Annotated in this window: 10 protein-coding genes; 5 read left to right on the top strand and 5 right to left on the bottom strand. The window is 73.8% G+C overall.

Annotated elements, in window-relative coordinates; all coding sequences use genetic code 11:
• Positions 1–7: 7 nt before the first annotated feature.
• Positions 8–643 (bottom strand): adenylate/guanylate cyclase domain-containing protein, encoded by a 636-nt coding sequence (locus RBH18_RS15590; RefSeq protein ID WP_306208265.1) that lies wholly within the window; start codon positions 641–643, stop codon positions 8–10.
• Positions 644–815: 172 nt separating this feature from the next.
• On the opposite strand from RBH18_RS15590, the gene RBH18_RS15595 reads away from it, so the two are divergent.
• Together RBH18_RS15595 and RBH18_RS15600 are read left to right on the top strand one after the other, a co-directional pair.
• A complete protein-coding gene (locus RBH18_RS15595) occupies positions 816–3617 on the top strand; it encodes a helix-turn-helix transcriptional regulator (RefSeq protein WP_306208267.1) in 2802 nt (933 codons plus the stop codon).
• A 180-nt stretch (positions 3618–3797) separates the two neighbouring features.
• Positions 3798–4562, top strand: a complete 765-nt coding sequence (locus RBH18_RS15600; RefSeq protein ID WP_306208269.1) for a DUF5995 family protein — start codon at positions 3798–3800, stop codon at positions 4560–4562.
• Positions 4563–4630: 68 nt separating this feature from the next.
• Here RBH18_RS15600 and RBH18_RS15605 read toward each other — a convergent pair whose 3' ends face one another.
• Genes RBH18_RS15605 through RBH18_RS15615 form a run of 3 tightly spaced genes read right to left on the bottom strand, consistent with a single transcriptional unit; the run spans position 4631 to position 7155 of the window.
• A complete protein-coding gene (locus RBH18_RS15605; RefSeq protein ID WP_306208271.1) occupies positions 4631–5092 on the bottom strand; it encodes a hypothetical protein in 462 nt (153 codons plus the stop codon).
• A 34-nt stretch (positions 5093–5126) separates the two neighbouring features.
• Positions 5127–6473, bottom strand: coding sequence for a sensor histidine kinase (locus RBH18_RS15610; RefSeq protein ID WP_306208273.1), 1347 nt, complete (start codon positions 6471–6473; stop codon positions 5127–5129).
• A complete protein-coding gene (locus RBH18_RS15615; RefSeq protein ID WP_306208275.1) occupies positions 6466–7155 on the bottom strand; it encodes a response regulator transcription factor in 690 nt (229 codons plus the stop codon). The genes RBH18_RS15610 and RBH18_RS15615 overlap by 8 nt, the downstream gene beginning before the upstream one ends.
• Positions 7156–7415: 260 nt before the next feature.
• On the opposite strand from RBH18_RS15615, the gene RBH18_RS15620 reads away from it, so the two are divergent.
• The 3 genes from RBH18_RS15620 to RBH18_RS15630 all read left to right on the top strand — a co-directional run bounded on the left by RBH18_RS15620 (position 7416) and on the right by RBH18_RS15630 (position 10438).
• Entirely contained in the window at positions 7416–7889 is a 474-nt protein-coding gene (locus RBH18_RS15620; RefSeq protein WP_372338921.1) for a hypothetical protein, read from the top strand.
• A 500-nt stretch (positions 7890–8389) separates the two neighbouring features.
• Complete coding sequence (locus tag RBH18_RS15625; RefSeq protein WP_306208278.1) at positions 8390–9073, top strand: DUF305 domain-containing protein; 684 nt, start codon at positions 8390–8392, stop codon at positions 9071–9073.
• A gap of 360 nt (positions 9074–9433) precedes the next feature.
• Positions 9434–10438 carry a glutathione S-transferase family protein gene (locus RBH18_RS15630; RefSeq protein ID WP_306208280.1) on the top strand — a complete coding sequence of 335 codons (1005 nt, stop codon included), beginning with the start codon at positions 9434–9436 and terminating at the stop codon, positions 10436–10438.
• A 456-nt stretch (positions 10439–10894) separates the two neighbouring features.
• Here RBH18_RS15630 and RBH18_RS15635 read toward each other — a convergent pair whose 3' ends face one another.
• Positions 10895–11539, bottom strand: coding sequence for an NAD-dependent epimerase/dehydratase family protein (locus RBH18_RS15635; protein WP_306208282.1), 645 nt, complete (start codon positions 11537–11539; stop codon positions 10895–10897).
• Positions 11540–11578: the final 39 nt, after the last annotated feature.

Consider the following 11578-nt stretch of genomic DNA (forward strand, 5'->3'; position numbering starts at 1 on the left):
GAAGGTTTTACCCGCAAGCCTGCAGCACCGGAACCGCCGCCAGGTCGTTGCGCGGGTGCAGGGCGCGCCACAGCTCGACGGGGGCCCGCTTGCCGGCCACGGAGACCGGGGGAAGTTCCTGGTAGGCGACCGCCTCGGCGCTGGCCTCCCAGGTGGCCGCGCACACCACGACGGTGTCATGCGGAGCGTACGCCTGCAGGCGCGACGCCGTGGCCACAATGCTGCCGTGCACCATGCCGTAGCCGCCTTGCCGGGTCGCCTCGAGGTCGACGATCGCGTCGCCGGTGGCGAGCCCGACCCGGGTGCGCACCGGGTGCCGGCCGGCGAGGAGACGCCCCCGCAGCGCCTCCTGCACCAGCATCCCGGCGTTGACGGCGGCCGCCGCCGAGCGCTGCGCCGCCTCGGGCGTCCCGGCATCCGGACATGTGGCGCCGAACACAGCCATGACGGCGTCCCCGATGAACTTCTCGACCACCCCGCCGGCCTCGCGCACCACGGCCGAGACCGTCCGGAAGTAGTCCACCTGCAGTTCGTGCACGTCGGCGCAGTCCAGCGTCTCCACGAGGCTCGTGAAGCCGACGATGTCGATGAAGAGCACGGTGACGGTCTGTCGCCGGCAGCTCAACGGTGCGGTTGCATTCATGTCTGGCGCTCCTCTCCCGCCTAGGGCGTGGAGAACAGTGCCAGCCGGTCACGGACCCCGGATCGGCAGAATGACGTATCTGCGACAGTGCGGAGTCCGTCGGTATTTCGTGACGCAGAACAGTCCGAACCGACGAGAACGACGGCCGGTCGTTACCACTAGGCTGCCACGCATGGCCAGCGAAGGGGATGACGCGCCACTTGTCGGACGTTCCGGCATCCTGGCGTCCCTGCGCGCCGGTCTGGCGGCGGCCGGGCCCGGGGGGACCGCGGCGGTGTTCGTGACCGGCGAGAGCGGCGTCGGCAAGACCCGGCTGCTCACCGAGGTGGCGGGCACGCTCGGTGACGACACCGCGGTACTGTGGGGCGCCTGCCTCGACATCGGCGACGCCTCCCCCCTGCACCCCGTCCTGCAGGCGCTGCGCCACGCCGGCGCCTGGTCCGGGCCGGCCACCCCCGACCCCGACGGCGCGGGCGCGCTGCTGGAGCGGGTCTCGCACGAGCTGCGCACGCTCGCCAGCGGCCGGCGCCTGCTGCTCGTGCTCGACGACCTCCAGTGGGCCGACCGCAGCACCCGTCAGCTGCTGCTCTATCTGCTCGCCGGCCTCGGCGAGATCAACCTCTCGGTGCTCGCCGCCGTGCGGGCCGAGTCGCTGCACGGCTCCCACCCGCTGCGGCGCGTGCTGGCCGAGCTGCGGCGGCTGCGGTCCGTCCAGGTGATCGACCTCGCCCCGCTCGACCGCGAGGCCACCGCCGAGCTGGTCGCCGCCGTCGCCGGGCCCGAGGCCGCGGCCGAGGACGCCGCCCGCATCTTCAAGCGCAGCGGCGGCAACCCGTTCGTCGCCGAGGAGCTGGCGCGCGACCTGCGCGACGGCCGGGTCGAGCTGTCCGACACGCTGCGCGAGATCTTCCTGTCCCGGGTCGAGGAGCTTCCGCCGCACGCCCACGAGGTCGTGCACACCGTGGCCGCCGGCGTCGAGCCGGTGGAGCACGCGCTGCTGGCCCGGGCGCTGCCGCTGAGCGAGCCGGAGCTGCTGGAGGGCGTGCGCGCCGCGGTCGCGCACCGCTTCGTGACCAGCGCCACCGACGGCTACCGGCTGCGCCACCGGGTGGTCGCCGAGATCCTCGAGCAGGAGGTGCTGCCGGCCGAGCACGCGCTGCGCCACCGCCGCTGGGCCGAGGCGATCGAGGCCACGCCGGGCGACGACGACCACGCCCGCCTCGCCCACCACTGGCAGCGGGCGGGCGAGCCGGTGCGGGCGCTGCCCTCGGTCGTGGCCGCCGCGCGCGCCGCCGAGGAGCTCTACGGCTATGCCGAGGCGTTCCGCCAGTGGGCCCTCGCGCTCACCCTGACCTGCGACGAGGACCAGCGGCGCACCGAGCTGCTCGGCCACGCCGCCGAGGCCGCCCACCGCTGCGGGGAGCACCAGCGCGCGCTGACCACGCTCGAGGAGCTGGCCGCGCGCGCGGACGGGCCCGGGCGGTGCGAGATCCACCTGCGCCGGGCGCGCTATCTGGCTGCCGCCGGGCGTACGGCCCATGCGGAGGCCGAGTACGAAGCGGCGCTCGCCGCGCAGGAGTGCACGCCGCGCGAGAAGGCCAGCGCGGCGGCGTACCTGGCGGAGCTGCTGGTGCACCTGGGCCGCTATGCCGACGCCGCCGACCGGGCCCGCGAGGCGCTCGACCTCGCCGAGGGCACCGAGGGCTCGACCGCCGACCTGGTCCGTGCCAGCGCCGCGCTCGGGTTCAGCCTGGCCCTGCGCGAGGACACCGACGCCGGGCTGGCCGTCATCCGCCAGGCCGTGGCCATCGCCGAGCGCTCCGGGCACCCGGAGGACATCGGCATCGCCTACCAGCACCTCGCCGAGCTGCTCGCCAACCCGCTCAGCAGCGTCGAGGAGGGGGTGGTCGTCGCCCGCCGCGGCGCGGAGAAGCTCGCGGCGCTCGGCCAGGGCCGCGTCTACGCGACCCGGCTGCTGGCGATCGCCGCCAACGGACTCTTCCGGATAGGCCAGTGGGCCGAGGCCGAGCTGCTGCTCAACGACGCGATGAAGCACCGGCCCTCGGGCGCGGACGCGGTCGAGATCCTGCTCGCCCGCTGCCGGCTCTACGTGGGCTTCGGCGACGCCGACAAGGCCGACCGCGACCTCGACGCCGTCGCCACCATCCTCGCCGGGGGCGGCGCCCGGCACGTCTTCCCGATGCTGACCCTGCGCGCCGGCAACGCGATGTGGCGCGGGCAGCACGACGTGGCGCGGGCCGCCGTGCAGCGGGGGCTGACCGAGACGAAGTCCGACGACCTGGTGCTCCTGGGCATCCTGGCCTGGCACGGCCTGCGCGCCGAGGCGGAGGCCCGGGCGGGCGGCGAGATCCCGGTCGACCAGCTCGCCGTGCGCCGCCTGCAGTCCGTCGTCCACCGCATGGCCAAGGGCGCGGCCGCCGCCACCGGGCCGGTGCGGGCCATGATCGACGCCTATCTCGACCTGTGCGCGGCCGAGATCAGCCGGATCGAGGAGCGCAGCGACCCCGACCTGTGGGCCCGTTCCGCCGCCGCGTGGGACAGGCGCAAGCAGCCCTACCCGCGGGCCTACTCGCGGCTGCGGCAGGCCGAGGCGTCGTTCGCCCGGCGCACCCGGCGGGCCGCGGCGACGGCGGCGCTCAAGGAGGCGTACGAGACCGCGCAGGCGATGGGCGCCAAGCCGTTCCTGGCCGAGATCGTGCAGGTGGCGGATCGCGCCCGGGTGGCCCTCGTCTCCTCCGCACCCGCGGCCGGGGTGCAGGGCGAGCTCGCCGCGCTGACCGACCGGGAGCGGGAGGTGCTCGCGGCGGTGGCCGAGGGGCTGACCAACCGCGAGATCGGGCGGCGGCTCTTCATCAGCGAGCGCACGGTCGGCGTGCACGTCGGGCACATCTTCGACAAGCTCCAGGTACGTACCCGCGTGCAGGCCAGCCGCGTCTTCCTCGGTGCCGCCTGACCAGGCATTCGTTATCTTCTCGTGACCTGCCGTCCGAGGATACGTATATCTACCGATCCCGCCGGCGTATCTGTGCGGCAGGCTGGTTCTCGTTCGGGGGAGCACCGCCCGGCGGCCCTGGTTCAGGCAGTCGCCGGGCGGTGCTAGGGGCCCGGTTCGACCTGACCCGTGGGGGGATCGATGATGCTCACCGAGGCGTCCGTCTGGGGGCCCGTGCAGCGGGAGATGGCCGGCGTCCTCGCCGGGCATCCCGGCGACGTCCCCGGGGTGGTCGATCAGCTCACCCGCCTGCAGGAGGTCGTGGGCCAGGTGCCGAACCCGCTCGCCGACTTCAACCGGCTCTACCTGGCGATCAGCGAGAACGTGCTGGAGCGCCTCTTCGCCGGCAGCTTCGCCGACCCCGGCTTCGTCGCCCGCCTCGACGTCGAGTTCGCCGGCCGCTACTTCGACGCGCTGCGCCAGTGGTCCGACGCCGGCACCGGCTGCCCGCGCTCGTGGACGCTGCTCCTCAGCCGCATCCCCTGCCCCGAGACGGGCGCGACGGCCTCAGCAGCCGCCGGCCTCAACGCGCACCTGCACTACGACCTGCCGTTCGCCCTGGTCACCACCCTCGACTTCGAGGGCTGCGAGCCGGTCGACGGCAGCGACCAGCACCGCGACTACCTGCAGATCAACGAGATCTTCGCCGAGCGCATCCCGGGCCTGCGCCGCGGCTACCTCGACCGCTGGCAGCTGCTCATCGACATGATGAACGGCGACCTCGACGACTGGTGGCAGGGCACCGCCGTCGAATGGACCCGCAACGTCGCCTGGCGCAACACGCAGAAGCTCTGGTCCATCCGCCACGACCTGCGCGCCGTCGCCGCCGAGCAGGCGCGGCTGGACCGGACGGCCGAGTCGCTGGGCAAGCTGCTGCTGTCGCCGATGGGATCGCTGCTGCAGTAGGGACTTCACCGAGGGGGCGGGGCAGGGCCCGCGGCCGGTGCGAAACCGGCCGCGGGCCCTGAACCAGGTCACCCCGTCACGACGACCAGGCGCGCGACCGGCTTGCCGCTCTCCGCACGGCCGGCGACGCCGACCTGGGCGCCGGCCTTGAGGTCGCCCTTCGTCGTCCGTACCTTGGCCTGCTCGCCCAGCGTCCAGGTCTGGGCGAAGCCGTCGGACGACTCCACCGTCAGCGTCCGGCCGTCCGTCGCCTGCACCGCGCCGCGCTGGACGACCAGCGTGCGCGGGCCCTGCTTGCCCTGCACGGTGATCTCGCCGTGCAGGGTGTTCTTGCGCAGGTACTTGCGGTTCGGCTTGGTCCCCGCGCTCGACGGGGACACCGACGGTTCGGCGTCCGTCGTCACGCCGACCGCCTGCAGGGCCGCGGTCTCGTCGGCCAGTGCCGCCGCGGGGGCGGCCGCCGCGCAGCCTGTGGTGAGAAGTCCGGCGACACCGAGCGTCGCCAGGGCGAGTGCCATACGAGAAGTCATGCCCCGACCCTGTCGCCCGGGTGCTCGGCCGGCGTCAGTGCTCTGTTCGGGTCACGTAAGGAAACGTCAGCGTGAACATCGCGCCGCCCTCGGGAGCGTGCCCGGCGGTGATCGTGCCGCCGATGCGCGAGGTGAGGCGGGCGGCCAGCGCCAGGCCGAGCCCGCTGCCCGTCTTGCGGACGTGCCGGTAGCGCTGCTGCAGGGCGCCCCGGTCGAAGGCCACCCGCAGGTCCTCGTCCGTGAAGCCCGGTCCCCCGTCGCGGATCTCCACCACGCCGCCGGCGCGCACCTCGAGGACCAGCGGAGCACCGGCCGGGACGACGCGCAGGGCGTTCTCGCAGAGCCCGTCGACGATCTGGCGTACGCGATCCGGGTCGGTCGTGACCAGCACCGGCTCCCCGGGCACGCGCACGGTCAGGGCCGGGCCGGACGGCGTACACCGGGGGGTCCAGGCCTCACCCGCGGCCGCGACCACCTCCCCCAGGTCGACCGTCGTCAGGTGCACGGGCAGGTCGGCCGCCTCGAGCCGGGACAGCACGAGCAGATCGGCGATGCGCCGCTCCAGCCGGTCGGCCTCCGCGAGCATCGTCGTACCCGCCCGGGGCACGGCCTCCCCGTCCACCACCCCGTCGGCGAGCGCCTCCGCGTAGCCCTTGAGCGTGGCGAGCGGCGTCCGCAGCTCGTGCGAGACCGACAGCAGGAACTCGCGTTCGCGGCCCTCGCTGATCTCCAGGGCCGCGCCCAGGCGGTTGAGCGCCGCCGCCAGCTCGGCGGCCTCGACCGGCGGGCGCTCCGCCAGCCGCACCGACCGGTCACCCGCCGACAGGCGCGCCGCCACGGCCGCCGCCTGCCGCAACGGCCGGGCCAGGAACTGGGCGAGCAGAGCCCCGGCGCCGATCCCGCCGCCCAGCCCGGCGAGCAGCGCGATCCACACGCCGCCCAGCACCCGGGCACCGGTCCCGGACACGGCCGGACGGGTCAGCACGACTCCCGCGTCGACCCCCCTCAGCGGCCGGCCCGAGATGAGCACGGCGGCGCCACCGACCGTCCCGACGGTGTCGACCGGGCTGCCCGCGGCGACCTGCTCGACCACCCGCGGCGGCAGGCCCGGCCGGTCGGCGGCGCCCCGCCGCATCAGATAGACCTCGATGCCGTCGTCACGCAGCCGGTCGACGATGCGCGCCCGGGCCGGCGCCCGCTCGGTGGCCAGCAGCTCGACCGCCAGCGTGGACTTCTCGGCGAGATCCTCGGCGGCGGCTTGGCGCGCCGCGCGCACGGCGATCGGCAACGCCACCGCGGCGGTGACCAGCACGGCGACGACGGCGGTGGCGGCAGTGACCAGCACGGTGCGCCCGGCCAGCGTGCTGAACCACCTACGCATCGGCGGTATAGCCCACGCCACGGACCGTCCGGATCACCCCGGCGGCGTCGCCCAGCTTGGCGCGCACCTGCGCCACGTGCACGTCGACCGTACGGGTGCCCTGGTGCGCCGCGTACCCCCAGACGCCGGACAGCAGCTCCTCGCGGCTGAACACCCGCCCGGGTCGGCCCAGCAGATGGCCCAGCAGGTCGAACTCGGTCGACGTGAGCGCGAGCGGCACCCCGTGCACCGTCACGCGGCGGCGGGCCGGATCGAGTGTCACGGGCCCCAGGGTGCGCACCTGCTCGGCGTCCGCCGGGCCGTTCGCCCGCCGGACCAGCGCGCGCACCCGGGCGACCAGCTCCCGAGGACTGAACGGCTTCGTCACGTAGTCGTCGCCGCCCAGCTCGAGCCCGAGAATCCGGTCCACCTCGTCGTCGCGCGCCGTCACGAACACCACCGGCGTCCAGTCGCCGTCCGCCCGCAGGCGCCGGCAGATCTCGGTGCCCTCCAGCCCGGGCAGCGCGATGTCGAGCACGCACGCGACCGGGCGCAGGCGGCGGGCGGCGGCGAGGCCGGCGGCGCCGTCATGCTCCACGTGGACGCCGAAGCCGTCGCGGCTCAGATAGAGGCGGACGAGGTCGGCGATGGGCCGCTCGTCCTCGACGACGAGGACGAGGCCCTTGCCGGATGTTGCTGCCACGGGTTCATTCTGCCCTCGGGCGGGTTCGGGCGGTGTTCGAGGAATGTACGGGGTTGCGGGCGGGGTGGCCGGTTCCGCCATCGCGCGCCCGCCTTTGGGGTACACCCGCCAACACGCGCCTGTTTTCGGGGCGGGTCTGCCTTCGGGTGGGTCTGCCTTGGGGTGGGTCCGCCTTCGGGTGGGTCCGCCTTCGGGTGGGTCCGCCTTCGGGTGGGCGGGCCGGGGTGAAAGTGTCGGAGGGCCGGTGTTGGATGGTTCCCGTGAACCGACCCTTGCTACTGCTGGATCTCGACGGCGTGCTGAACCCGTTCGGTGCGTCCGCCTGTCCCGAGGGATACGTCGAGCACGAGTTCTACCCGGGTCAGGGACCCGAGCGTTACAGCCCCGCCCACGGCGAGTGGATCCGCGAGCTCGCCGCGGTGACCGACCCGCAGTGGGCCACGAGCTGGGGCGACGACGCGAACGAGCTGCTCGCACCGCTGCTGGGCATCGACCCGCTGCCGGTCGTCCCGTTCCCTCCGCTCCCCTTCCCGCCCGCCGCCAAGGTGCCCGCGATCGCGGCCGCGGCCGGTGACCGCCCCGCCGCGTGGGTCGACGACAACCACACCGACGCCGGCCGGGAGTGGGCGGCGAGCCGCTCCGCGCCGACGCTGCTGGTGCCGGTCGACTCGGCGGTCGGATGGACCCGGGCGGACGTCGACGCCGTGCTGAAGTGGGCGAGCGAGCTGACCTGACCCTTCCCCGCTGAACCGCCGCCGAGGGCCCGGTGTGCCGCCGCGGTCGGGCCGCCGCGGGTGGGGCCGCCCGGCCGCCGGTCGGCACCGCCGCGGGTGGGACCGCCCGGCCGGCCGGCACCGCCGCGGGTGGGGCCGATGTCGACCCGCCCGGCCGTTCGGCACCGCCGCAGGGCTGCTGCCGGTGGCTCGGCCCGGCGCGCTGCTGCCGGTGACTCGGAGAGGCGGGCTGCTGCCGGTGACTCGTGCCGGCGGGCTCTCGCGGCTAGGGCTTCCCGGAGTCACACGCCGGCACCGGCTTTGAGGCCCCTGCGCGCCGCCTCCTCTGTGGGTGCGGCGGCGCGCAGGGGTGGCTGGGAGAACGCTCTCAAGCGTGCGGCCAATATTACGCCGATGTTGCCTCCCGTCAATGTGCTAACGTGCCGGAATTGTTGCTTCACGGCGCGATGGAAGAACCGGGCCACATTGACACGAGCGGCCGGCGCACCGAGACTCCCTGTGTGATTCGGTATTTCCCCCGCCCCCTCGCCCACCACCGCGCCGGTGAGCGCGGCACGCACAGGCCGGTTGTCGATGCGCGCCGGGCCGGGCGCTCGCGGGCAACCGGCGGCCTGCGGATGCTGGCGGGAGCGGCCGCGGCGGTCGCACTGCTCGGCGTCGGCGGCTGCAGCGGCACGGACGCGCCTCCGCCGGCGAGCGCCGAGGCCAGCTCCCCGGCGTCCGGGACCGCGGGCGGAGCCGCGGTGTTCGGGGGCACCGACCGGGCGTGGATCGAGATCAACATCGCCATGGACGAGGAGCTGCTGCCGCTGCTGGCGCTGGTCCCCGAGCGGGGAGGCGCCGGGGTCAAGGAGCTGTCGGCCGAGGTCAGCAGCTTTCACGAGCAAGAGCTGACGGTGCTGCGGGCGCTGCACGACCAGGCACAGCTGCCGGCGGAGAACCCGCACAAGGGCATGCCGATGCCGGGCATGGTGACGCCCGAGCAGGTGACGGCGGCCGGCAAGGTGCGCGGGGCAGCCTTCGACGCGCTGGTGACCGAGCAGCTGCGGGCGCACCTGGAGCAGGGCGTCAGCCTGGCCGAGAGCGAGCGGAAGGCCGGGGTCGAGCCCCAGACCAAGGCGCTGGCTGAAAAGGTGATCGAGAGCCGCCGGACGTATCTCGCCCGGCTCGGCGAACTCGGCTGAATTTTCTTTCCAATTTTCTGTTATCGGCGGACGCGAAAAACGTCCATCCGCATGCTCGGCGGGTTCCGCAACGCGATTCCCCCGTTCGGCCGGCACGCTTCCGGAACGCGATTAATTCTTGTTACAAGGGAGCCGCCGGCTGGAACAACCGCCAGCTACGCGGCGACGAGGACAGCCGGGTGCGTCTCCGGGACGGCCCGGCGACGCGTGGCGCCCCACGCGGGCAGCTCGATGCTGAGGATCGGGCGCCGCTCGCCGCTCGCCGCTCGCCGGACGCCGAGTGCGGGAAGGACGGGCCGTGGGGCACCGGAGTGCGCGGCAGCACAGTGCGAGGCGGCTTCCCGGGGGCAAGATGAGGGCATGGCTTACGTCTCCACCACGGGAGAGTTCACCCGTGACCAGCGCTACATCGCCACCCGGATCACCGCGGACGGCCGGGACGGCTATCCGGTGGAGCCCGGCCGCTACCGGCTGGTCGTGAGCCGCGCGTGCCCCTGGGCCAACCGCACGATCATCGTACGGCGGCTGCTCGGCCTCGAGGACGTGCTGTCCATGGGGATCGCCGGGCCGACGCACGACGAGCGCAGCTGGACCTTCGACCTGGATCCGGGCGGCAAGGACCCGGTGCTCGGGATCGAGCGGCTGCAGGAGGCCTTCTTCCGGCGGTACCCGGACTACGACAAGGGCATCACCGTGCCCGCGATCGTCGACGTGCCGACCGGTCAGGTGGTGACGAACGACTTCGCGCAGATCACGCTGGACATGTCCATGGAGTGGCGGGAGTTCCACCGCCCCGGGGCGCCCGACCTCTACCCCGAGGTGCTGCGCGCGGAGATCGACGAGGTCAACCGGCACGTGTTCCGGGACGTCAACAACGGCGTCTACCGGGCCGGGTTCGCCGGGTCGCAGGAGGCGTACGAGAAGGCGTACCACCGGCTCTTCGACCGGCTCGACTGGCTGACCGAGCGCCTCGCCGGCCAACGCTATCTCGTCGGCGACACCATCACCGAGGCGGACGTCCGGCTGTTCACGACCCTGGTGCGCTTCGACCCCGTCTACCACGGACACTTCAAGTGCAACCGCAGCAAGCTGACCGAGATGCCGGTGCTGTGGGCGTACGCGCGGGATCTCTTCCAGACGCCCGGCTTCGGCGACACGATCGACTTCGTCCACATCAAGCGCCACTACTACGAGGTGCACCGCGACATCAACCCGACGGGCGTCGTCCCGTCCGGCCCCGACCTGGCCAACTGGCTGACCGACCACGGGCGCGACACCCTGGGCGGCCGCCCGTTCGGCGACGGCACCCCGCCGCCCCCACCAAAGCCGGACGAAACCGTCCCCGCCGCCCACGGCGCCGTCTGACCACGCCCCACACCCTCACCGGCCGGCGCTACCACATACTCCGCCGACGAAGCGCGCTGTCCACAGCCGCGGGTTACCCACAGCGGACCCGCGGCTGCGGCGCGCTTCCGGCAGACTGGTTTCGGGCGGGGGTTTCCCCCTTGGAGGGCGGGCCGCTGTGCAGGAGCAGGGCGGCCATGCAGGGGCAGGGCGGCCACGCAGGAACAAGGCGGGGCGCTGTGCAGGAGCAGGGCGGGCACGCGCGGCCACGCAGGCGCGAGCGGGCGTGCAAGGGCGGGTGGTCGCGTCGGCGCGAACGACCGCTGAAGCACGGGCGGCCACGCATGCACGGGCCGCCACGCAGGCGTGAACGACCGCGAAGCACGAACGACCGCGCGAGGACGGGCGGCCACGCGGGCGAATGACGGGGCGGGAGCCGACGACCGGGCGGGGAACGGGGCGTTGACGGGGCGGAGGTCAGCGGAGGTCGACATTCTCCACGACGTGGGTCGGGAAGCCGGTGCGGGCGGCGCGGAGCATGGCGCGGCCCAGGGCGTCGGTGGTGGTTGTCCAGCGGGGCAGGTGGCGGACCAGCCACGGGGTGATCGGGGCGGTGACGGCGTAGCCGAGGCGGTAGAGGCGGGTTCGTGAGGTGGCGCCGTACGTCGGTTGGATGAAGCCGGGCCGGAAGGCGTACCCGTGGGGGAAGGTTTTGATCACTTCCAGCTCGGTGCGGCCCTTGATGCGGGCCCAGGCGGCCCGGCCTTCGAGGTCGGTGCCGGCTCCGGAGACGTACACGAAGGTCATGGCGGGGTTGATCGTCGCCAGGAGGTGGGCGGCGGACACCGGCCAGTCGTGGGAGATTCTGGTGTAGTCGGCCTCGCTCATGCCGGTGGACGAGACGCCCAGGCAGTAGAAGCAGGCGTCGAAGCCCGCGAGCCGGTCGGCCAGCGAGGTGAGGTCGGCGAGGTCGCTGTGCGTGATCTCGGTGAGCTTCGGATGGCGTACGCCGGTGGGGCGCCGCCCGATCGTCACCACCTCCTCGACGTCGGCAGCCAGCAGGCTCTCCCGCAGGGCGCCCTGGCCGACCATGCCCGTGCCGCCGAAGATGATGATCCGCATGCCCCCCAGTGTCCCCCACCAGGGCGCCCCCGGAATTGT

This window comes from Actinoplanes oryzae, assembly GCF_030757795.1.
GTDB lineage: Bacteria > Actinomycetota > Actinomycetes > Mycobacteriales > Micromonosporaceae > Actinoplanes.

What these genes read in the sequence shown, in the direction of transcription:
- RBH18_RS15590 (WP_306208265.1), bottom strand. Translation starts at nt 643, where the DNA reads ATGAATGCAACCGCACCGTTGAGCTGCCGGCGACAGACCGTCACCGTG.
- RBH18_RS15595 (WP_306208267.1), top strand. Translation starts at nt 816, where the DNA reads ATGGCCAGCGAAGGGGATGACGCGCCACTTGTCGGACGTTCCGGCATC.
- RBH18_RS15600 (WP_306208269.1), top strand. Translation starts at nt 3,798, where the DNA reads ATGATGCTCACCGAGGCGTCCGTCTGGGGGCCCGTGCAGCGGGAGATG.
- RBH18_RS15605 (WP_306208271.1), bottom strand. Translation starts at nt 5,092, where the DNA reads ATGACTTCTCGTATGGCACTCGCCCTGGCGACGCTCGGTGTCGCCGGA.
- RBH18_RS15610 (WP_306208273.1), bottom strand. Translation starts at nt 6,473, where the DNA reads ATGCGTAGGTGGTTCAGCACGCTGGCCGGGCGCACCGTGCTGGTCACT.
- RBH18_RS15630 (WP_306208280.1), top strand. Translation starts at nt 9,434, where the DNA reads ATGGCTTACGTCTCCACCACGGGAGAGTTCACCCGTGACCAGCGCTAC.
- RBH18_RS15635 (WP_306208282.1), bottom strand. Translation starts at nt 11,539, where the DNA reads ATGCGGATCATCATCTTCGGCGGCACGGGCATGGTCGGCCAGGGCGCC.